The organism is Mycobacterium asiaticum (assembly GCF_001668675.1).
GTDB lineage: Bacteria > Actinomycetota > Actinomycetes > Mycobacteriales > Mycobacteriaceae > Mycobacterium > Mycobacterium asiaticum_D.
Window position 1 is genome coordinate 47,909 of record NZ_LZKQ01000051.1, and the last position, 22,578, is coordinate 70,486.

A 22,578-nucleotide genomic window follows, 5' to 3' on the forward strand; every position below is an offset into this window, starting at 1 on the left:
GAGGTCACCAGTGAATCCCGCGGGTCGCCTGCAGGAACGTCTCGCTACGGGGATCCAGGTCCTTTTGCTCGCCCTTGTCTTCGCCGCCCTTGGCCGCCGAGGAGTCGTCGAACATGCTGAAGGCTCGGTTGCGCACCCGGTCCATGACGGCGGGATTGACGGCGTCGGCGACGGCGGCGAACTGCCCGAACGGCGAGCTGGCCCGCCGCGGCCGGTGGATCAGCGCATCGGTGATCACGCCGGCGGCTTGATCCGGGGTCAGCGTCGGGAACTTGTCGTACATGGTGGTTGGGCTGATCATCGGCGTGCGTACCAGCGCCATATGCACGGTGGTGAATCGCACGTTGTCACTGACGGTTTCGGCCTGCAGCGCATCGCACAAGCTGTCCAGCGCGGCCTTGCTGGCGATGTAGGCGCCGAACCGCGGTGCGCGGGTTTGCACACCGACCGATGAGACGTTGACGATGTGGCCGAAGCCGCGTTCCCGCATACCGGGGATGAACTTGAGGATCAGCTGCACCGCACCCAGGTAGTTCAGCTGAATGGTCCGCTGGTAGTCGTGGATGCGGTCGTAGGAAAGCGCCAGCGAACGGCGGATCGAGCGTCCCGCGTTGTTGATCAGGATGTCGACGCCGCCGAGGTCCTCGAGCACCTTGTCAGCCATCTCGGCGATCGCGTCCATGTTGGAGAGGTCGCAGGGGTACACGTGAGCGGTTCCCCCGTTGCCGCGGATGTCGTCGGCGACCTTCTCCAGGTTCTCCAGGGTGCGAGCGACCAGAACCACGGTGCCGCCCGCCTCGGCGATCTTGTGCGCGGCCGCCTCGCCTATGCCCGAAGATCCGCCGGTGATCAGCGCGATCCTGCCTTCCACCGCGTCCTCGAGGTTGCGGCCCTGCACCGCGTCGCGCAGGTTGCGCCAGTAGAACGGCCGGTACCGACCCGCGGAGTTCGGCGTGTTGATCAGGTTCGACACAGCCGCGAACGGCTTCTCGACCAGATTCGTGAGGTCACCAAGATTCATTGACGGTTGCTCCTGATGGCGGTGTGGACGGTGTGACACAGGTCATGAAGCCAACCTAGGACATCGGCGGGTCAATTTATACAGATTGCCGGCATGTAAACAATCGTCTTGTAACGCCGGATAATCCGGTGGTGACGGCGGCCTAACCGTCCAGCAACCCGCAGCTGTTCGACTGGGGCGATGCCGCCACTCAAGCTTTTCCCGCTGCGCAAACGACTCAGCATCTACGACCGGATCGGCGGCTATCAGGCGATCGAAACCGTCGTGAACGACTTCTACGACCGCGTCCTCGCCGACGCGGAACTGGCCGCCTTCTTCACCGGAACCAATATGAGCCGGCTCAAGGGCAGGCAGGCCGAGTTCTTCGCGGCCGCCCTCGGCGGTCCCGATGCCTACAGCGGCGCACCGATGAAGCAGGTGCATCAGGGGCGCGGCATCACCATGCACCACTTCGGCCTGGTAGCCGGACACCTCGGCGACGCCCTGACCGCCGCCGGAGTGCCGCCTGACACGATCACCGAAATCCTGGGTGTCATAGCGCCGCTGGCCTCAGACATCGCATCGGGTGAAAGCAGCACCACAAAAGTCTGAGCGCCTCGCGTGCGAACTCCCCGCCGTGCGGGATAGTCGACGGTGTGAAACTGTTCGCCGCCTGTCTGGTCGCCGCGTTCGTCGTCACCGCCTGCGGCGGGCAGGCCCCGCCAAGTTCGCCCACCTCGTCCGTCACAGCCGGTACCACGACGGCCTCGCCTGGGCCCGCGGCCGGCACGTTCGATTGCGCCAGACCCGCGAACAAGGCGCAGCAATTGGTCTGCAACGAAACACAATTGAGCGATCTGGACCGTCGTGCGCAGAGCGCCTATCAACGGGCGCTGGCCCGTCCCGGCGCTGACCAGCCCGCGCTCACGGCCGCGCAAAACGCCTTCGCCGTCACCAGGGACGGCTGCGCAAACCAAACCGACATCCGGACCTGTGTGCTGGAGGCCTACCAGACACGGCTGGTCGAGTTGGCCATCGCCGACCCGGCCACTGCCGCTCCGCCGGTCGTGTCCTACGACTGCCCGCCGGACGCCGGCACCCTGACCGCCCAGTTCTACAACCAGCTCGACCCGAAGACGGCGGTGCTGGATTGGAAGGGCAACCGCGTCATTCTGTTCATTCAGCCCTCGGGTAGCGGCGCCCGGTACGGCCGGCAGGGATCGGAATACTGGGAACACCAGGGCGAGGTGACCTTGAATCTCAGCGGCACCGAATTCGTCTGCCGAACAAGGTGAACAGCTCCCGCAGCTTCGAAGAGCTGGTGACCGAGGCCGAGTCGGCTCCGCTCGACGGGTGGGACTTCTCCTGGTTCGACGGTCGCGCGACCGAGGAGCGGCCGTCCTGGGGTTATCAGCGGCTGATGAGTAGCCGTTTGGCAAAAGTTTCTGCCGCCCTGGATATTCAGACCGGTGGCGGCGAGGTACTGGCTGGGGCACAGCGATTTCCACCCACCATGGCGGCGGTGGAGTCCTGGCCGCCCAACGCGGCGCTGGCGACCAAGCGGCTGCATCCGCGCGGCGTGGTGGTGGTCGCCACACCCGCCGAATCGCCGCTGCCGTTCGCCGACGAGGCGTTCGACCTGGTGACGAGCCGGCATCCGAACACCGTGTGGTGGAACGAAATTGCGCGGGTACTACGGCCCGGCGGCAGCTACCTCGCCCAGCACATCGGGCCGGCCACCGTCTCGGAGTTGGTCGAATACTTCATCGGGCCGCAGCCCGACGCGTGGGCGCGGCGGCACCCGGATCACGAGCGGGCACAGGCGCACGCGGCCGGCCTGCAGATCGTGGACATGCGGTCCGTGCGGCTGCGTCAGGAATTCTTCGATATCGGCGCCGTCGTTCACTTCCTGCGCAAGGTGATCTGGACGGTGCCCGACTTCACCGTCGAACGCTATCGCGAGCGGTTACGCGAACTGCACGAGCGCATCCAGCACGAGGGGCCGTTCGTCGCTCATGCCGCGCGTGTCCTCGTCGAGGCGCGCAAACCGTCACCCCTCGGCGCGTAGCACGTCCAGCGCGTGCTCGAGGTCGGCCGGGTAAGGGGCCTCGATCTCGATTCGGCGGCCGTCGGCCGGATGGGCAAACGCCAGCGACCGCGCGTGCAGCCACTGCCGTTCCAGACCAAGCCTTTTCGCCAGTTTGGGATCGGCACCGTAGACCAGGTCACCACAGCAGGGGTGATGCAGTGCGGCGAAGTGCACGCGAATCTGGTGGGTGCGACCGGTCTCCAAGTGCACGTCGAGCAGGCTGGCGGCGACGAACGCCTCCACGGTGTCGTAATGGGTGATGCTGTGCCGGCCATCCCGCTTGACCGCGAACTTCCACTCCGGGCCGGGATGGCGGCCGATCGGGGCGTCGATGGTGCCACTGGACGGATCCGGATGCCCTTGCACCAGCGCGTAATAACGCTTGTCGACAGTGCGTTGCTTGAACGCACGCTTCAGTACGGTGTACGCCCGTTCGGAGATCGCCACCACCATCACCCCGGACGTGCCGACATCCAGTCGATGCACGATACCCTGCCGCTCATGCACACCGGATGTGGTGATCCGGTACCCCGCGGCGGCCAGTCCGCCCAGCACCGTCGGACCGGTCCAGCCCACCGACGCGTGCGCGGCCACCGCCGCGGGTTTGTCGACGGCGACGATGTCGTCGTCGGAGTACAGGATCGTCATGCCTTCGATGTCGACGGGCGTGTTTTCCGGCGGCTTGGGCGGCTCCGGCAGCCGAACCTGCAGCCAGGCACCCGAATTCAACCGGTCGGACTTGCCGGCCGGCACACCGTCGAGTTCGACGCCGCCATTCTCGGCGATGGCCGCGGCGGCGCTGCGGGACAACCCCAGCAGACGGGCCAACCCGGCGTCCACGCGCATACCCGCCAGCCCCTCCGGGACCGGCATCGAGCGGTCCGTCATTCCGTCGACTCGGCGTTGCGCCGGCCCACGGTGTCGAAGTCGAAGCCGAAGATGGACAGCACGACGAGCAGGATGGCCCCGCCCACCACGGACGGGTCCGCGACGTTGAACACCGGCCACCAGCCGACCGACAGAAAGTCCACCACGTGGCCGCGCAGCGGCCCGGGTGCCCGGAAGAACCGGTCGACCAGGTTTCCCATCGCGCCGCCCAGGATCATCCCCAGCCCCAGCGCCCACCACGGTGAGACCAGCCGACGCCCCATCCAGAAGATGCCGACCACCACGCCGGTCGCGATCAGCGTCAACACCCAGGTGTAGCCGGTGGCCATCGAGAACGCGGCCCCCGAATTGCGGACCAGCGTCCAGGTCACGGTGTCCCCGATGATCGACACAGGCTGGCCCGGGGGCAGCAGTTTGACCGCCAGCACCTTGGTCACGATGTCCAGCGAAAGCACCACCGCCGCAACCGCCAACAGCAAACGCAGCCGCCGGGGCGGCGGGGCTGCCCCTGGTTCGTGGGCTGCCTCGGCGTCACCGGCTGAAGTCAGCGGATCGGCGGACCCTGTTGGTTCGTCAGGCACCCCACCATCATCCACTAAGCCGGCGCGGGTGCGGGATGATCCCCTGATGGGCCGCGTCACCGTGATCACCACCGGAGGGACGATTTCGACGAGCACCGGCGCCGACGGCGTGCGCCGGCCCGCGCACTCGGGCGCCGACCTCACCCAAGGACTCGACGTCGACGTCGTCGATCTGATGGCCGTCGACAGTTCCGAGCTCACACCGCCGGACTGGGACCGGATGCGCGATGCGGTGCACACCGCGATCGCCGACGGCGCGGACGGGATCGTGATCGCGCACGGCACCGACACCATGGAAGAGAGCGCCCTGTGGCTGGAGCTGACCTATTCGGGTCACGTTCCGGTGGTGTTGACCGGTGCGATGCGCAGCGCCGACGCGCCCGACGCGGACGGACCCGCCAACCTGCGGGCCGCGGCGGCGGTCGCGGCCCACCCGGCCGCCCGTGGGCTGGGAGTGCTGGTGTGTTTCGCCGGTCGGGTGTTGCAACCGCTGGGGCTGCGCAAGGCCGCAACCCAGGACCTCAGTGGTTTCGCCGGGCAGCTGCTCGGCACCGCCGACGGCGTTGTGTCGTTGACCGAAGCCAAGGTTCGACCGTTCGCCGGTGAGATCCGGGCGGCCGGGGCGCCCCGGGTCGACATCGCGGCGGCGTATCTGGGCAGTGACGCGGTCGCGCTGGACGCTTTCGCGGCGGCCGGCGCTCGCGCGGTGGTGCTGGAGGCTCTGGGTTCCGGTAACGCCGGGGTCGCCGTCGTCGACGGGGTACGGCGCCTGTCCCGCGGCGGGGTGACGGTCGCGGTATCGACCCGGGTGCCCAGCGGCCGGGTGAGCGCCGGTTACGGGCCCGGCGACGACCTGGCGCGGGCGGGCGCGCTGCTGGTGCCGCGACTGGGGCCGCCGCAGGCGCGCGTGCTGCTGATGGCGGCACTGGCCGCGGGCCTACCCGTCGCCGACGTCCTCGATCGCTGGGGCTGAGGCGTCCCGCTCGCGCAGTTCACCGACGTAGTCGGCCCAGTCCAGGCTGTCGACCGGGTTGGCGGCGGCGAGATCGGGGGTCACGACCGGGAAAGTACGGGCCTGGCCGGGGCCCGAACTGCGGGTCTCGAACCGCACGGTGACCACGCCATGACCCGCGCCCTGTACCCACCCGTGCCCGAACTCGGGGTGCACCACGTCGTCGCCCACCCGCCATGACGCCCCGTCCTGTCCGGTCAGCAGCGCCGCCCGCATCGCCTCGAAATCCTGATGCGACTCGGGCGCCGTTTCCAACCCCGTTTGCAAAGCCGATTCCTGCGCCAGCTCCAGATCGGGAAACAGCGACTCCTGACGGACGTCGCTAAGGCCCGAAAACCCAACGCCCAGAAGCCGAATCGGCCCGATCTGCACCGGGTCGAGCAGCAGCCTGCGGGCGAGGGCCACCAACGCGCCCGCTTCGGCCGTCGCGTACGGCAGGGTCGCCGAGCGGGTCAGCGTGCTCATGTCGGATTTCTTGAGCTTCACCGTGACCGTCCGCGCGCCGCGGCCGTCCTTCAGCAGGCGGCGATGCGCGTGCTCGGCGATGGGTTCGATCGCGTCCCGCAGCTGATCGAGGGTGGTCAGGTCGGTGGCGAAGGTGGACTCGGCGCTGATCTGCTTGGCTTCGGCGCGTTCGGCGACCGGCCGGTCATCGATGCCGCGGGCCAGCCGGTGCAACGCCGGCCCGACCGTGGCCCCCAGGATGTTGGCCACCTCCGCGTCGCTGAGGGCGGCCAGCTGCCCGATGGTCTCGATGCCGAGCCGATGCAATTTGTCCTCGGCGACGGGACCGATCCCCCACAGTCGACGCACCGGTAAGCCGGCCAGCAGCGCTCGCTCCTCGGCGCGGTCCACGACCCGGATGCCGTCGGGTTTGGCCAGGCCAGAGGCGATCTTCGCGATCTGCTTGCCCGAACCCGCGCCCACCGAAGCGATCAGGCCGGTCTCCTCGCGCACCCGTCGCCGCAGTTCGGCGCAGAATTCCTTGGCGTCGGTCGCCGACGCCCCGGCGAGCTGCGCAGGTTCGCCGAACGCCTCGTCGAAAGACAGCTGTTCCAGGACGGGCACCAGATGGCGCACCGTTTCGAAGACGCGCCGGCTCGCGACGCCGTACACCACTCCGCGCGGCGGCAACACCACTGCCGAGACTCCGACCAGCCGGCGGGCCTGGTGCATCGGCATGGCCGAGTGGGCGCCGAACACCCGCGCCTCGTAACTGGCCCCGGCGACCACGCCCCGCCCGCCCAGGCCGCCGACCAGCACCGGACGCCCCCGCAGAGTCGGCCGGGTGAGTTGTTCGACGGAGGCGAAGAACGCGTCCATGTCCAGGTGCAGCACCCAACGGGACTCCACAGGTGTCGATGCTATTTGGCGGTGTTCGCTAGCCCGCCGAGCGTGGGCCTTACGGCACAAAAAGCCGCACCACCGCGGCATAACCCCCACGCTCGACGCGCCCACCCGCGCGCGGGTACAGAGAATTCTTGACGTCCCAAGCTTTAGGCGTGCTCGTAGACCCATTCCGAAAGACGAGTCCGATTCGGAAGCAGATCCTTTACGTCAGCGAAAATATAGCGTTACACGCATGTTTAATAGCTCTTTTCCCGGCCATTACCACCTTGATCGCCCGCGATCAGCTATTGGCACTGGTCTTAGGAGATGGCTATGTCACTCGTTGTTGCTCCCGAATGGATCGAGGCCGCCGCCCAAGAGTTGGCAGGCATACGGTCGGCTCTAACCGATGTATCGGAGTCGATCGCAGCCTCCACCACAGCTATCGCCCCTGCGGCAGCGGACGAGATATCGGCGGCCATCGCCCGCGTATTCGGTGAGTTCGGCGAGGAATTCCAAATAATCAGTGCGCAAACTCGAGCCTTCCACACCGGGATTGTCGACCTGCTGGGCTCTACCGCCGGCGCCTATGTGGGCGCCGAGACGGTGAATGCCGCGCAGGTGGTCACCAACTCCGTGTCCACCGCCCTGGCCCCGCCGGCGGCGTCCCTGCCCGGCATGCCCGCACTACCAGGCCTGCCGGCCCTTCCCGGCTCTCCCACGCTGCCCGGCCTCCCGGCGCTGCCTGAGCTGCTGCCCGGACTGTTCGGCCCCAGCGCCACTGCGCCCGATTGGACGGCCATCACCAGGCCGTATGAAGCCCTCTTCAACAACACGATCGCGAACCTGCAAAGCCTCGGCAACGGACTGCAGTCCAACCCGTTCCCGTTCCTGCGCCAGTTCCTGGCCAACCAGGCCCACTACGGCGAGATCATCTCCACGTCGCTGGCCAATGCGGGGGCTAGCCTGCAGGCCGGCGCGGACGCCACCCAGGTCCTGGCCGACATAGCGCCCATCTTCACCATCCCCGGCCAGATCGGTCAGAACGCGTTCAACGTGCTCAGAACACTGACCGACTTCTCCTACTCGATCGGAGCACAACTCGACCCGGTGGCCACCGGTGCGGCCTTCTTCGGCCTGCCGATCGCCATGGGCATCAACGCGATCGGTTCGCCGATCACCACCTTCGATGCGTTCATGTCCAGCGCGACGGCGTTCGGCAGCGCCATGCAACGCGGCGACCTGTTCGGCGCCGCGGTGGCCGTGCTCACCTCGCCCGCCGTAGTCACCAACGGCTTCCTGAACGGCCAGGTCATGCTCGGCCTGACCCTCCCCGCACTAGACCTGCCGCTCTCCGGCGGCGTCGGGGCACTCAGTGTGCCGGCGACGGCAGGTCTACCCGTTGGCGGCCTGCTGACGCCGTTGTCGACGGTGACCGCGAATATCGGTCCTGCCACGGGCTTCCCGCTGTTGTCGCTGCCGCTCGGCGGCACCCCGACCGGCGGGATTCTGCCCGGCTTGCTGCTGCACCTGCCGCAGCGGCTCGCCGAGGCCATTGGGGCGCCGCCACAACCGATTTCGCTGGTCGCGGCGGTGCCGATCATCCCGGCGATCGACCTGTAACGACCGGCCACTCCCCTACGCGGACGCCCGGGAGATCGCCACCCGCACCCCGTCGCCGATCTCGACACCGTCGGACGGGTCGCCGAATTCGAACGAGGTAGCCAGGATCTCGCCCGCAATCAGGTCTCGGTGGGTGCGCGCCCACTCCTCGCGTTCGGATGGCACCGCGACCACCACGCTGATCCGGTCGGAGACATCCAACCCGGTCGACTTGCGCAGCTCCTGCAGCTCGCGGATACGGTCTTTGGCCCAACCCTCGGCCTCCAGCTCGGGAGTCACCGTGCCGTCCAACACCACCAGGCCCGCTCCCCCGGGCAGCGCCGCGGTGAACTCCGGATCGGCGGCCACCAGACGGGAACTGTATTCCTCGGGTTGCAGCACCGCCGGGCCCGCGGTCAGAGTGCCGTCCGGGTTGATGACGCCTTCACCGGCCTTGACGGCCTTGATCGCCGCCTGCACGTCCTTGCCCAGCCGCGGTCCGGCCACCCGGGCGTTGACGGTCAGCTCGAACCGGCCGTAGGTGTCGATCGCGTCGGTCAGCTCGACCTGCTTGACGTTGAGCTCGTCACCGATCAGGTCGGTGAACGGCCGCAGCCGCTCCGGATCTTCCACCGCCACGGTCAATTTCGGCAACGGCAGCCGCACCCGTAGCTTCTTGGCCTTGCGCAGCGAAGACGCCGCCGAGCACACCTCGCGTACCTGGTCCATCGCGGCGACCAAGTCGGCGTCCACCGGCAGCTCGGACGCCTGCGGCCAGTCCGTCAAGTGCACCGAACGGCCGCCGGTCAGGCCGCGCCAGATCAACTCGGTGATCAACGGCAACAGCGGAGCGGCCAACCGGGCGGTCACCTCCAGCACGGTATGCAGGGTGTCGATGGCGTCGGCGTCTTCCTCCCAGAACCGGGAACGCGACCGTCGGACATACCAATTCGTCAACGCCTCGGTGAACAGGCGCAACTGCTCGCAGGCCCCCGAGATGTCGCACACATCCAGGGCAGCGGTCAGGTCGTCGCGCAACACTGCCAGCTTGGCCAGGATGTAACGGTCCAGCACATGCTTCGAATCTGTGCGCCAGGTACCGACTTTCGGTGCGTACAGCGCCAAGAAGCTGTAGGCGTTCCAGAACGGCAGCAACACCTGACGCACACCGTCCCGGATGCCCTGCTCGGTGACGATCAGGTTTCCGCCGCGCAGGATCGGCGAGGCCATCAGGAACCATCGCATGGCGTCCGAGCCGTCGCGGTCGAACACCTCGGTCACGTCCGGATAGTTGCGCAGCGACTTACTCATCTTCTGGCCGTCTGACCCCAGCACGATCCCATGTGCCACACAGGTTTTGAATGACGGCCGGTCGAACAACGCGGTCGCCAGCACGTGCAGCGTGTAGAACCAGCCCCGGGTCTGGCCGATGTACTCGACGATGAAGTCACCCGGGTAGTGGCTGTCGAACCAGTCCGCGTTCTCGAACGGGTAATGCACCTGGGCATAGGGCATCGAACCGGAGTCGAACCACACGTCGAGCACATCGGTTATGCGGCGCATCGTGCTGTTCCCGGTCGGGTCGTCGGGATTGGGCCTGGTGAGTTCGTCGATGTAAGGCCGATGCAGGTTGTCCGGGCGCACCCCGAAGTCGCGTTCCAGCTCGTCCAGGCTGCCGTACACGTCGATCCTGGGGAACGCCGGATCGTCGGACTTCCACACCGGAATAGGGGTGCCCCAGTACCGGTTTCGCGAGATCGACCAGTCGCGGGCGCCCTGCAACCACTTGCCGAACTGCCCGTCCTTCACGTGCTCGGGATACCAGGTGATCTGCTGGTTGAGCTCCACCATGCGATCGCGGAAGTCGGTCACCCGCACGAACCAGGACGACACCGCCCGGTAGATCAGCGGATTCCGGCATCGCCAGCAGTGCGGGTACGGGTGCTCGTAAGTCTCGTGGCGCACCAGCACCGCACCGTTCGCCGCCGCGGGACCGCTCTGATTCTTCAGGTCACGGATGATCTGCGGGTTGGCGTCGAAGACGTGCTGCCCCTGGTAATCCGGGACGGTCGCGTCGAAGCGACCCTTGGCGTCGACGGGCGTGACCGGCTCGATGCCCACCGGGTCGGTGGTCGCCATGTCGTCCTCACCGTAAGCCGGTGCCATGTGCACCAGCCCGGTGCCGTCCTCGGTGGTGACGAATTCACCGGGCAACACCTGGAAAGCGTTGTGCGCGTCCATGAAATACGGGAAGGGCGGCAGGTACCGGGTGCCCAGCAGATCCGAGCCGGGGATGACACGCAGCACCTCGGGCTCTTCGCCGAGTTCGCGCGCGTAGGCGCCCAACCGTGCCTCGGCGAGCACAAAGCGTCGATCCCCATTCCGAACTTCCACGTAGCTCACGCCGGGGTTCACCGCCACCGCCAGGTTCGACGGCAGGGTCCACGGCGTCGTCGTCCAGACGAGCAGGAACGCACCGTCGAGTTGGCCACCGGCGACCTTGAATCCAACGGTGAGAGCGGGGTCCTGACGGCTTTGGTAGACGTCGTCGTCCATGCGCAGCTCGTGATTGGACAACGGGGTCTCGTCGCGCCAGCAGTACGGCAGCACCCGGTATCCCTCGTAGGCCAGGCCTTTGTCCCACAGCTGCTTGAACGCCCAGATCACCGACTCCATGTAGCTGGGATCGAGTGTCTTGTAGTCGTTGTCGAAGTCGACCCAGCGGGCCTGGCGGGTCACGTACTGCTGCCATTCGTCGGTGTAGCGCAACACCGAAGCGCGGCAGGCGTCGTTGAAGGCGGCGATTCCCATCGAGTCGATCTGGGACTTGTCCGTGATACCGAGTTGGCGTTCGACTTCGAGTTCGGCCGGCAATCCGTGTGTGTCCCAGCCGAATCGGCGCTCCACCTTGTCACCGCGCATCGTCCGATACCGCGGCACGATGTCTTTGACGTAGCCGGTCAGCAGATGCCCGTAGTGCGGCAGCCCGTTGGCGAACGGCGGCCCGTCGTAGAACACGTATTCCTGCGCACCATCGCGGCGGGCAATGCTGGCGCGGAAGGTGTCGTCGCGGAACCAGTAGTCGAGCACCTCGAGCTCGAGCGCGGGAAAGTCGGGTGCGCCGCTGGCCAGCTTGGGATAGACCGGGCGGGCCTCGCTATCCAGGTTATTCGTCACGCGTCTCTCCGGTGCCTCGGCAGTTCAGGCACGGGGACGACGATGCGCTGGTGCGCGAACGCCGCGGTACCACCCCGCTTGCCACGCTGACGCGTGACCGCTCTGGATACGGCTGTGACGGGCCTACCCGTTCGGTTCTACTGGGCCGCAGAGGCTGTTCTTCCGAAGGCTCCCCGGTGATGGCCGGATCGACGCCAATGAGTTGAGTCTAATGGATGGACCCCGAGGGGCTGGCCCGCCGCAGGCGACCTGCGGTCGGCTAGCCCCTCGGAGTCCCGAGTTGATCGCTGTCCATGGCTTTACGCCTGAACCTCGAGTACACCGACGCGCCACAGCGCGGCGTACAGGTGCCGCAGCGGGATGGTGAGCAGCCGGGCGGCGCCGTCGACCAGCGGGTCGCTTCCGGCGCCGAGCGCCTCGTCGATGCGACGCGCAGCCTTGGCGGGCGCCTTCGCCGGCACGTCGGCGACGGGCACGTCGCGCACCACGTGCAGCTGCGGCGCGGCGGGAATGGTTGCGACTTCGTCGTACAGAGCAGCGGTCATGATCGCCTCCTAGCGGAAAAACCAACGGTGACAGGTGGACCTCAAAAGAACCTTGAAGAGTCCCGTCCCGTAACGGTTCCGAGCGTGGAGGGGGTGTGACGACTCAGCTGAGGACGTCGTGCCGGAGACCGGTCAGGGACGAAACATCCGGATATCGACCCGGACTACCACTGGAACTCATGCGTCCCTCACCTCCTCTCGGTCACGACCCACGCGGCAGCCGCGCGATCTGTGCACACACAACAAGGAGAACAGAATCCCGGCATTTCCGCCGGAAAATCCGCACCCCTCTCGTCAGAGCTTCGGCACTACCCGACGTGTCCGGTAAACCGGAAGCCACCTGGGCTCAACCCTTAATCCGGGAGGAGCTGTCCTGACCCGGGGCGTCTTTCGACGTTCGGGGTCAGTGGCCTATGTTCGTGTAGCCGCCTCACCTAACGAGGTGCTTGCCTGACCGATCATGCACCACTGACCGGCCTCGGTCAACGCGCCATCCCGCAGATTCCGATTCTCTACGCCGTCGCGCTGCACAACCACAGCGTCCGCCCAGCTGTAGCACCGCTGAGCTGGGCAAACGCTGTGACAATGAGCCATGTGGTTAAGGTCACAATTCGTCGGACAGACCCTCTAGCCGACCAATGGTCTCGATGTACTCCTCGACCATGTCCAGCACCACCGCCCGGGTGGGCCGCACCCGATCCAGCGAGCCGACCACCTGGCCGACGAAGTAGGTGGCGAGTTCGCGCGCCTTGGCGCCGGGATGTGCCGCCGCCTGGTTGATGCGGATCTGCGAATCGGTGATCAGCGCGGTCTGCAGCGGCATGCCCAGCGGATTCGGGGTGTCGGGCCGTTCCCATTCGTCGGTCCAGGCCGTGCGCAGCATGCGCGCCGGTTTGCCGGTCATCGACCGCGACCGGACCGTGTCCGAGGACGTCGCGGCCAGGAATTTGTCCTTGACCACCGGCGCTGTTTCGGCTTCCTCGGTGGTCAGCCAGACTGATCCACACCACACACCCTCGGCGCCCAGGGCCAGGGCCGCCGCGATCTGGCGCCCGCGGGCGATGCCGCCGGCGGCCAGCACCGGCGTCGGCGCGACGGCGTCGACCACCTCGGGAACCAGCACCATGGTCGCCACCTCGCCGGTGTGCCCGCCCGCTTCAGTGCCCTGCGCGACGATCAGGTCCACTCCGGCGGCCGCGTGCCGGCGCGCGTGCTGGGTGGTGCCGGCCAGCGCGGCCACCAGCACGTCCTGGCTGTGCGCCCGTTCCACCAGGTCGGGCGGCGGCGGTCCGAGCGCGCTGGCGATCAGCCGGATGTCGTGTGCGAACGCCACCTCGAGCAGCGGTTCGTAGCCCTTCGGTGAGATGTTCAGGCCGCCGCGGATCGGCTCTTCGTCGCCGGCCTGGGCGGCGACCCCGTAGCGGGTCAGCAGCTCGTCGACGAACGCGCGGTGTTCCTCGGGCAGCAGGTCTTGCGCCTGCCGGGAATTGATGCCGCCTTCGTCGGCGCCGACGTATTTGGGCGGCAGCAACAGGTCCACCCCGTACGGCTTGCCACCGGTCTGCTCCTCGATCCAGGTCAGCTCGCTCTCCAGCCGCCGGGGGCTGTGTGCGGTGGCCCCGAGAATTCCGAAACCACCCGCATTGGTCACCGCGGCGACCACATCACGGCAATGACTGAACGCGCAGATTGGAAATTCGACGCCGAGCATTTCGGCCACCCTGGTTCGCATGCCGCCGACGCTACGCCGTCACGCCGATGGTTCGTCGAGAGTGGGTCCTGGGTAGCGGAACTGCGCGATTCTCCGACCTGAGGCCCTCGTTGAGCGGGCGACGCTAGGACGGCGGGGAAACGCCGTCCGGTGGCCAGCTGGCCACGCCCTCCTCCAGCGGAACCTTCAAGCTCCGCAGGATCGAGGCGACCATCCGCCAAGCCCCGATCGCAGTGACCAGCTCGATGAGAACGGTTGTGTCGCCTTCGAATTCCCGCTCGCACGCCGCCCAGCTCGCATCGCTCACCGCGCCGTCGCGCACGATGTCGTCGGTGGCGGCCAGCACCGCACGCTCGGTGGCACCGAACCCGTTGTGCGCCTGCCAGTCCCGCACGCCGACCAGATCTTCGGCCGATACCCCCAGGCGCGAGGCCACCCGCCAGTGCTGGGTCCACTCGTAGTCGCAGCCGGTCAGCCAGCCGATGCGCATGATCGCCAGTTCGCGCAGCCTCCGATCGAGGGCGCCGTGCCACAGCATCGAGGCAAGAAGATCGTTGAAGACGCCCGCCAACCGCGGATGATTCAGCAGCGCCTGGAAGATGCTCAGTTCGGCCATGTAGTCCGGTACCCCGGCCTCGTCGGCGGCGGCTTTGGCCTCGTCGACCGGCAACAGCGGTATCCGGGACGGCTCATTGGCTTGGGTCATGTTGCATGCCCTCCCCGCTTATCGCACAAGCGAATCGAATGAACTCCAGGGGTTTCGCACATTACCTCCCCACCGCCGGCCTTCGGGCTCTGTATCGCTGAACTGCAATACCGGCGCAGACACCGGCGCGTTGATCCCTGATCCGTGGCGCTTCGCGGAAGGATGACGGGCAGCTGAAGCGAGCAACGAGGTGGGCCGACGGTGGATCAGTTGCAAGGCACTCCCGTGGCGGTCATCGGCATGGCATGCCGCCTGCCCGGCGGAATCGATTCCCCCGAGGCGTTCTGGAACACACTGCTACGTGGTGATGACCCAATCACCGAGGTGCCTGCCGAGCGATGGAACGCCGACGACTACTACGACACCGAGCCGGGACAACCTGGCCGGTCGGTATCTCGCTGGGGTGGCTTCCTGACCGACGTCGCGGGGTTCGATCCGGAGTTCTTCGGCATCAGCGAGCGGGAGGCAGCGGCGATCGATCCGCAACACCGCCTGTTGATGCAGGTTTCGTGGGAGGCCGTGGAGCACGCCGGGCGCCCGCCCGCCTCGCTGGCCAACTCGCTGACCGGCGTCTTCGTCGGCATGTGCCACGACGACTACACCCATGTCACCAATGCCGCGGGCGCCCTGGGTGATGCGTACGGCTTCACCGGCACCGCGCTGAGCATGGCGTCCGGGCGGGTGTCGTATGCCCTGGGCCTGCGGGGCCCGGCGTTGACGGTGGACACCGCGTGTTCGTCGAGCCTGGTGGCGGTGCACCTGGCCTGCCGCAGCCTGCACGATCACGAGAGCGACCTGGCCCTGGCCGGGGGCTGCATGGTCATGCTGGAACCGCAGCTGTACGCGTCGGCGTCCGGACAGGGCATGTTGTCACCCACCGGACGGTGCCGGCCGTTCGATACAGCCGCCGACGGATTCGTGCGGTCCGAGGCCTGCGCCATGGTGTTGTTGAAGCGCCTGCCCGATGCGCTGCGCGACGGCGATCGGATTCTGGCCGTCATACGGGGCACCGCGACGAATCAGGACGGCCGCACCGACACCATTACGACGCCCTCCTCAGATGCGCAGGTAGCGGCGTATCACTCGGCGTTGGCGGCCGCCGGTGTGCACCCCGACACCATCGGCATGATTGAAGCGCACGGCACCGGCACTCCGGTCGGCGATCCCATCGAATTTCACAGTCTTGCAAGAGTTTACGGCCTAAATGGCCGGCCGTGCGCCCTCGGCTCGGCCAAGAGCAATATCGGTCACACCGAGGCGGCCGCAGGCGCGGTCGGCGTTATCAAGGCGATCCTGTCGCTCCAGCACGCAACGGTCCCGCCGATGGCCCATTTCACCCGACTGCCCGACGAATTGGCCGCGATCGACACCGGAATGTTTGTGCCACAGTCCATTACGAGCTGGCCCGCGGGCGGTGCGGCGACGCCCCGGCGGGCAGCGGTGTCGTCGTACGGAATGTCGGGGACCAATGCGCACGTCATCGTCGAGCAAGCACCCCCGGTAGCGGACCGGCGGAACACCGGCGCAGCGAAGTTGTTCGTCATGTCGGCCACCTCCGCGCAGGCGTTGCGGCAGACGGCAAGTCGGCTAGCGGACTGGGTCGGCAGGCACGAGGTAGCTCCGGCGGACCTTGGCTACACCCTGGCTCGCCGGCGCGGCTACCGGCCGGTGCGCAGCGCGATCGTCGCGGACACCAACGCCGAATTGATCGAGCGGCTCCGCGAATTCGCCGACGGCGACCAACCGCTGCACAGCGCCGTCGGTCTCGACGACCGAGGACCGGTATGGGTGTTCTCCGGACAGGGCTCGCAGTGGCCGGCCATGGGCGCCGACCTGCTGGCCGACGAGGCGGCGTTCGCTGCCACGGTGGCCGCCGCCGAACCGCTGATCGCCCGGGAGTCGGGATTCTCGGTGACCGAAGCGTTGAGTACACCGCAGACCCTCACCAGCATCGACCAAATTCAGCCGACGCTGTTCACCTTGCAGGTCGCGCTCGCGGCGGCGCTGGAGTCCGCCGGCGCGAGGCCCGCCGCGGTGATCGGGCATTCCCTTGGCGAGGTCTCGGCCGCCGTCGTCGCCGGCGTCCTCTCCCTGGCCGATGGGGTGCGGGTCATTTGCCGCCGCTCCCGATTGTGCGCCCAGCTCGCCGGTGCCGGCGCGATGGCGGCGATCGAACTCCCCGCCAAACAGGTCCGCGAAGAGCTGGCCCGGCAAAGCATCACCGACGTGGTGATCGCCGTCATCGCGTCACCGCAATCGACCGTGATCGGCGGTAGCACCGAGCAGGTCCGTCGACTGGTCGCGGCGTGGAAGGACCGCGACATTCTGGCCAGCGAGGTCGCCGTGGACGTCGCATCCCATACCCCGCAGGTTGATCCGATCCTCGACGAGCTGGCCGGCCTGCTGAGCGACATAACACCACGGACTCCGCGTCTTGCCTACTATTCGGCGACGCTGTTCGATCCCCGCGAAGCGCCCAAGTGCGACGCCCGCTACTGGGTCGACAATCTGCGCCACGCGGTGCGCTTCTCCGCCGCCACCAAGGCCGCGCTCGAAGACGGGCATCGGGTATTCGTCGAACTGTCGCCGCATCCGCTGCTGACCCGGGCCATCGAGCAGACCGCCCGTGCATTGGACATGCCGGTCGCTGCGATTCCGGCCCTGCGGCGCGGACAGCCGCTACCGCACGGGGTGACACCGCTGCACGCCGAGATCCACAACGCGGGCGCCGCCACTGATTTCGCCGCGCTGTATCCGGCCGGCCAGCTGGTGGACGCGCCCCTGCCGGTGTGGGCCAACCGGCCGCTGATGCTTGCACCGGAGCAGCCCGCCCGAAACACCAACGGCATGGGCGCGCATCCCTTGCTGGGGGTACACGTTCGGCTGATGGAAGAGCCGGAGCGGCACGCTTGGCAGTCCGATGTCGGCACGACGGCGCTGCCCTGGTCCGGCGATCACCAAATCAACGGCGTAGCAGCGCTTCCGGGTGCGGCGTATTGCGAAATGGCCTTGTCCGCCGCCGAAACCGTATTCGGCGAGTCCGAGGTTCGCGGCCTGCGGTTCGAGGAGATGCTGCTACTGGACGACGAGGCGCCCGTCGGCGCCAGCGCATCGCTGTTGCCATCCGGAGCTGCCGCGTTCGTCGTCCAGACGGGTGACCAGGTCCGGCGAGCGGTGGCCGTTCTGCAGCCGGTCGGTCGAGACCCGATGCCTGCTCAGGACATCGGCACGCTGTTGGCCACCCATTCCCGCCGCCTCGACGGCGAGCAGATCCGAAAGTGGTTCCGCGAGCGTGGCATAGGGTTCGGCCCCGCTTTCGCCGGCCTGACTGCCGCCTGGATCGCCGACGGAACGGTCGGCACCGTCGTCGCCGAGATCGCTTTCCCGAGAGCGCTCCGCAATCAGCAAGCCCAGTATTCGATACACCCAGTCGTGCTGGACGCCTGTTTTCAATCCGTCGCGGCCCATCCCGCCGTCCGCGGTGTTGCCAACGGCGCCATGCTGATTCCGCTCAGTGTGCGCCGCCTGCGCCGCTATGGCCCAGCAGGTGCCCCGCGCTATTGCCACACCACGGTCACCGCGTGCGGCAGCAACTTCGAGGCCGACATCGATGTGCTCGACGAGCGGGGCAGCGTGCTGCTGGCGGTGCGTGGCCTGGTGATGGGCACCGGATTCTCCGAAAGCGCCGACCGCGACCGCTTGCTCGATCACCGCCTGGTGGAAATCGAATGGCAGCCCCGCGAGCTACCCGAGATCACCGCGGACCCGGGCAGTTGGCTGTTGATCGATTTTCCCGGCGACACGTCGGTGTCCGCATTGGCCGAAGCGTTGCGGCAGCGCGGCGCGACCGTCAACACCATGTGCTGGCCGGCGACCCGTACCGCCCTGCACACCGCACTTACCGGCGTCGACGGTGTCGTCGTGTGCGCCGGGGACGCCGGGAGTGCCGACCCCCGAGGTACCGACACCGTTCGTACCCTCATCCACATCGCCCGCGAACTGCCCGAGATGAGCGGCGAGATACCCAGGCTGTACGTGTTGACCCGGCACGGTCAGGCCGTGCGCACCGGCGAACATGTCAACCTCGCGCACGCGGGGGTACGCGGACTGCTGCGGGTGGTCGGCGCCGAGCACCCGTACTTACGAACCACCCAGATCGACATCGACGCCACGACGACCGCGGACAGCCTTGCGAGACAACTGCTTTCCGGCTCAGCCGAGGATGAGACCGCATGGCGCAACGACGCCTGGCTGACCGCACACCTGCGCCCGGCTCCGCTGCGCCCCGACGAGCGCACGACCATCACCGCTGACCACCGACGCGATGGTGTCCGCCTGGCCATCCGCAGGCCCGGCGACTTGGCGACCATCGAGGCGGTCAGCACCAAGCGGCGGACTCCCGGGGCCGGTGAAATCGAGGTCGCGGTCAGCGTTTCCAGCGTCAACTTCGCCGACGTGCTCGCGGCGTTCGGTCAGTACCCCTCTTTCGATGGCCGACGAACCCAGCTGGGCCTCGATTTCGCCGGAGTGGTGACCGCCGTCGGCAGCGACGTCTTGAACTACCACGTCGGCGACCGGGTCGGCGGCATCTCACCGGGCGGATGCTGGGGCACATTCGTCACATGTGACGCCGCGCTTACCGCACCGCTTCCACCGGGCGTGACCGATGCCCACGCGGCCGCGATCACGACGACCGCGGCCACAGCGTGGTACGGGTTGCACGAACTCGCCCGCCTCCAGCCCGGCGACAAGGTGCTGATCCATTCCGGCACCGGTGGCGTGGGTCTGGCGGCGATCGCCATCGCCCAAAGTTTCGGCGCGGAGATCTTCACCACCGCGGGCAGCCCGCAGCGCCGAGAAGTGCTGCATGACATGGGTATTCGATACGTCTACGACTCGCGAAGCACCGATTTCGCAGAGCAGATCCGTCGCGATACCCACGGTTACGGCGTCGACGTCGTGCTCAACTCGCTGACCGGCGCCGCCCAGCGCGCCGGGATCGACGTGCTCGCCTTCGGCGGCCGCTTTGTCGAAATCGGCAAGCGCGATATCTACAGCGATTCCAAGCTGGGTCTTTTCGCGTTGCGCCGCAACCTTTCCCTGCACGCCGTGGACCTGGCGTTGCTGGCAGCCACACATCCCCAGCGGGTGGGGGCATTGCTACAAGAGGTGTACCGGCGCGCCGCAACCGGTGTCCTGCCGTGCCCGCCATGCACCCATTACCGACTCGACAATGCGACCGACGCGATTCGGGCCGTGAGCAACGCATCTCACGTCGGCAAGCTTCTGCTCGACATCCCTCGCGCGGCCTGCAGCACCGTGGTGGTGGCGCCGGACCAGGTTGCCGCGTTCCGGCCCGACGGTTCCTACATCGTCACCGGTGGCCTGGGCGGCCTCGGGCTGTTCCTCGCCGAGCAAATGGCCGCCGCGGGTGCCGGTCGCATCGTGCTCAACTCTCGCTCGGCGCCGAGTCAAAGAACCATAGAGACAATCGAACTCGTCCGGGCCACCGGTGCCGACCTCGTGGTGGAATGCGGCGATATCGCCTTGGCCGGCACCGCGGACCGGCTGGTTGCCGCCGCGACCGCCACCGGACTGCCGCTGCGTGGCGTGCTGCACGCGGCCGCAGTGGTCGAGGACGCCACTCTGCCCAACATCACCGACCAGGTGCTGCAACGGAATTGGGTGCCCAAAGTGCACGGCGCCTGGAATCTGCACCAGGCGACCGAGGCCGCGGATCTGGATTGGTTCTGCTCATTCTCGTCCGCGGCAGCGCTGTTGGGTTCGCCCGGACAGGGTGCGTATGCGGCGGCCAACAGCTGGCTGGACGGCTTCACCCACTGGCAACGGGCTCAGGGCCGCCCGGCTACCGCGATCGCATGGGGCCCCTGGGCAGAACTAGGCCGAGGCGCAGGCCTGGCCGACACCTGCGATATCACGATGATCGCGCCCGACGAGGGCGCCTATGCGTTCGATGCGCTGCTGCGGCACACCCGTTGCCATTCGGGTTACCTTCCCACGGTGGGATCACCGTGGCTGGACGGGCTGGCCGAACGAGCCCTGTTCGGCCAAGCGTTTCGCCCCACCGGCCGCAATGGTAGGCACGACAATGGCATTGCGACGTTCAGCGACAGGTTGTCGCAGCAACCGCACGACGAATGGCCAAGTCAGCTAAGACGACTGGTGTCCGAACAGGTCAGCACCATTCTGCGGCGCAGCGTCGACCCGGACCGGTCGCTGTCGGACTACGGCCTCGATTCCCTTGGCAACCTGGAACTGCGCACCCAGCTCGAGACCGAAACCGGAATCCGGCTGGGCACGACCGACATCACCACGGTCCGGGATTTGGCCAACAGGCTGTGCGACAAACTCACGCAGGTTCACGACGCTCCGGCGCCAATGAGGGGGCAAAGCGCAGTCGCGAAATACCCTGGAGTATCGCCGCACTGACCGCGAGGAGCGATCATGGTCGTTGTGGGCCATCTGGGCCTCGGGAAGCTAGGCGACTGGGTTCCGGCCCCGGGTTCGGCCTGGTTGTGGCGGGCCACACCGGCTTCGCTGCAGAAGTCGCGGCAAGCTCCGCCCAGTGCGGTGCCGCCGAGTTACATTCAGACCCGTCACCTGCGCGGCTACCGCGAACAGCAGCTCCGCGGACGCGACATTTCGCGTCTGCTGGTGATCGCCTTCGATATTCCCGGCCAGTGCGACATCCGCACAATGACCTACATTTTCAACGCGCACCTGCGCCGGCACGACACCTTCCACAGTTGGTTCGAGTTCGTCGACGGCGGACAAATCGTCCGGCACACCATGTCCGATCCCGCCGATATCGAACTGGTCGCGATTCAGCGGGGCGAGATGACCGCAGGGCAGTGGCAGGACCACCTCTTGGCGACACCCGGCCCATTGGACTGGGAATGCTTCAGGTTCGCCATCATTCAGCGCGGTGACCACTTCACCGTGTGCATCTGCGTCGACCATTTGCACGTCGACCCGATGTACATCGGCAGCGTCTATGCAGAAATTCAGGCGATGTACAACGCGCTGATGGACGGTGAGGGACCCATCGCGCTTTCCCCGGCAGGCAGCTACGCCGACTACTGCCTGCGCGAGCGCGACCACACATCGAAGCTGACGCTGGAATCCCCAGAAATTCGCCGATGGATCGACATCTTCGACGAGAACGACGGATCGCTGCCCACTTTCCCGCTGCCGCTCGGCGATAGCTCGCTTTCAACCAGCGGAGAGCTGCTATCGCTGCGGCTGCTGGACGCCGACCAAACCGTGCGGTTCGAAGCCGCATGTACCGCCGCGGGCGCCCGGTTCAGCGGCGGTGTGTTCGCCGCCGCCGCACTGACCGAGTTCGCCATTACCGGCTCGAGAACGTACTACGCCCTTACTCCGGTCGGCACCCGCCGCACTCCCGCGGAATTCATGACCACCGGCTGGTTCATCGGGCACGTTCCCTTCGCGGTGCCGGTGGCCGCGTCCTTCGGTGAAACGGCACGCGGCGCACAAGACGCGTTCGACTCCGGAGTACACCTGGCCGACGTGCCATTCGAGCGGGTCCTGGAACTGTCGCCGCTGCTGCGGAAACCTCCTGCCGTAGGGGGTTTCCCCATGCTGTCGTTCCTGGACAGCGGCGTTCCCCCGCTCTCAGCGATGATTGCCACCCAACTTGGCCGGACAAATACCCAAGCATTCAGCGACGGCCGGCTCGCAGCACGGGTGTGTCTGTGGGTCAACAAATTTCATGAAGAAACCACGGTGACCGCTTCGTTCCCCAGCAATCCGGTCGCTTACGAATCCATCTCGCGATACCTGCACGTGATGAAGACGGTGTATCTACGAGTGGCCACCGGACACAACCTCACACTGCCTTGCCCGGGTCCGGCTACCGTCACAGCTGCCGCGGGTCCGAGCGAGGCCGCCAAGTGA

General features: G+C 67.2%; 15 protein-coding genes and 1 riboswitch. Of the genes, 7 read left to right on the forward strand and 8 right to left on the reverse strand.

Annotation, left to right across the window (positions count from 1 at the left end; translation table 11 throughout):
• Positions 1 to 4: 4 nt before the first annotated feature.
• On the reverse strand, positions 5 to 1,021 hold the full coding sequence (locus A9X01_RS05105; protein ID WP_065119661.1) for an SDR family NAD(P)-dependent oxidoreductase: 1,017 nt from the start codon (positions 1,019 to 1,021) through the stop codon (positions 5 to 7).
• Between the two features lie 180 nt (positions 1,022 to 1,201).
• Between A9X01_RS05105 and A9X01_RS05110 the strand changes: the two genes are divergently transcribed.
• The 3 genes from A9X01_RS05110 to A9X01_RS05120 are packed head-to-tail and all read left to right on the forward strand — an operon-like array spanning position 1,202 to position 3,068.
• A complete protein-coding gene (locus A9X01_RS05110; protein WP_065119663.1) occupies positions 1,202 to 1,612 on the forward strand; it encodes a group I truncated hemoglobin in 411 nt (136 codons plus the stop codon).
• Between the two features lie 50 nt (positions 1,613 to 1,662).
• Entirely contained in the window at positions 1,663 to 2,295 is a 633-nt protein-coding gene (locus A9X01_RS05115; protein WP_065119753.1) for an MliC family protein, read from the forward strand.
• Positions 2,292 to 3,068, forward strand: coding sequence for a class I SAM-dependent methyltransferase (locus tag A9X01_RS05120; protein ID WP_065119665.1), 777 nt, complete (start codon positions 2,292 to 2,294; stop codon positions 3,066 to 3,068). Before A9X01_RS05115 ends, A9X01_RS05120 begins: the two co-directional genes overlap by 4 nt.
• Here the strand turns inward: A9X01_RS05120 and A9X01_RS05125 are convergent.
• Positions 3,051 to 3,977 (reverse strand): RluA family pseudouridine synthase, encoded by a 927-nt coding sequence (locus tag A9X01_RS05125; protein ID WP_065119667.1) that lies wholly within the window; start codon positions 3,975 to 3,977, stop codon positions 3,051 to 3,053. The two genes, A9X01_RS05120 and A9X01_RS05125, sit on opposite strands and share 18 nt — an antisense overlap.
• Positions 3,974 to 4,558, reverse strand: a complete 585-nt coding sequence (gene lspA / locus A9X01_RS05130) for a signal peptidase II (protein ID WP_065138046.1) — start codon at positions 4,556 to 4,558, stop codon at positions 3,974 to 3,976. The genes A9X01_RS05125 and lspA overlap by 4 nt, the downstream gene beginning before the upstream one ends.
• Before the next feature lie 46 nt (positions 4,559 to 4,604).
• Between lspA and A9X01_RS05135 the strand changes: the two genes are divergently transcribed.
• On the forward strand, positions 4,605 to 5,531 hold the full coding sequence (locus tag A9X01_RS05135) for an asparaginase (protein WP_065119755.1): 927 nt from the start codon (positions 4,605 to 4,607) through the stop codon (positions 5,529 to 5,531).
• Here A9X01_RS05135 and A9X01_RS05140 read toward each other — a convergent pair.
• Positions 5,496 to 7,088: a DNA polymerase IV gene (locus A9X01_RS05140; protein WP_495524971.1), complete on the reverse strand. Its 1,593-nt coding sequence runs from the start codon at positions 7,086 to 7,088 to the stop codon at positions 5,496 to 5,498. The two genes, A9X01_RS05135 and A9X01_RS05140, sit on opposite strands and share 36 nt — an antisense overlap.
• 144 nt (positions 7,089 to 7,232) lie before the next feature.
• Between A9X01_RS05140 and A9X01_RS05145 the strand changes: the two genes are divergently transcribed.
• Positions 7,233 to 8,522 carry a PE domain-containing protein gene (locus A9X01_RS05145; protein ID WP_065119671.1) on the forward strand — a complete coding sequence of 430 codons (1,290 nt, stop codon included), beginning with the start codon at positions 7,233 to 7,235 and terminating at the stop codon, positions 8,520 to 8,522.
• A gap of 15 nt (positions 8,523 to 8,537) precedes the next feature.
• On the opposite strand, the gene ileS is transcribed toward A9X01_RS05145, so the two are convergent.
• The 4 genes from ileS to A9X01_RS05165 all read right to left on the reverse strand — a co-directional run bounded on the left by ileS (position 8,538) and on the right by A9X01_RS05165 (position 14,640).
• Entirely contained in the window at positions 8,538 to 11,666 is a 3,129-nt protein-coding gene (ileS, locus tag A9X01_RS05150) for an isoleucine--tRNA ligase (RefSeq protein WP_155771940.1), read from the reverse strand.
• 311 nt (positions 11,667 to 11,977) lie between these two features.
• Complete coding sequence (locus A9X01_RS05155) at positions 11,978 to 12,223, reverse strand: Rv1535 family protein (protein WP_065119675.1); 246 nt, start codon at positions 12,221 to 12,223, stop codon at positions 11,978 to 11,980.
• Positions 12,224 to 12,502: 279 nt separating this feature from the next.
• A riboswitch (M-box (ykoK) riboswitch) is annotated at positions 12,503 to 12,672 on the reverse strand.
• 155 nt (positions 12,673 to 12,827) lie between these two features.
• Positions 12,828 to 13,955: an NAD(P)H-dependent flavin oxidoreductase gene (locus tag A9X01_RS05160; RefSeq protein WP_065119677.1), complete on the reverse strand. Its 1,128-nt coding sequence runs from the start codon at positions 13,953 to 13,955 to the stop codon at positions 12,828 to 12,830.
• A 103-nt stretch (positions 13,956 to 14,058) separates the two neighbouring features.
• Positions 14,059 to 14,640: a carboxymuconolactone decarboxylase family protein gene (locus A9X01_RS05165; protein ID WP_065119679.1), complete on the reverse strand. Its 582-nt coding sequence runs from the start codon at positions 14,638 to 14,640 to the stop codon at positions 14,059 to 14,061.
• A gap of 201 nt (positions 14,641 to 14,841) precedes the next feature.
• Between A9X01_RS05165 and pks2 the strand changes: the two genes are divergently transcribed.
• Entirely contained in the window at positions 14,842 to 21,090 is a 6,249-nt protein-coding gene (pks2, locus tag A9X01_RS05170; RefSeq protein WP_081282208.1) for a sulfolipid-1 biosynthesis phthioceranic/hydroxyphthioceranic acid synthase, read from the forward strand.
• A 15-nt stretch (positions 21,091 to 21,105) separates the two neighbouring features.
• Positions 21,106 to 22,578 (forward strand): condensation domain-containing protein, encoded by a 1,473-nt coding sequence (locus A9X01_RS05175; protein ID WP_065119681.1) that lies wholly within the window; start codon positions 21,106 to 21,108, stop codon positions 22,576 to 22,578.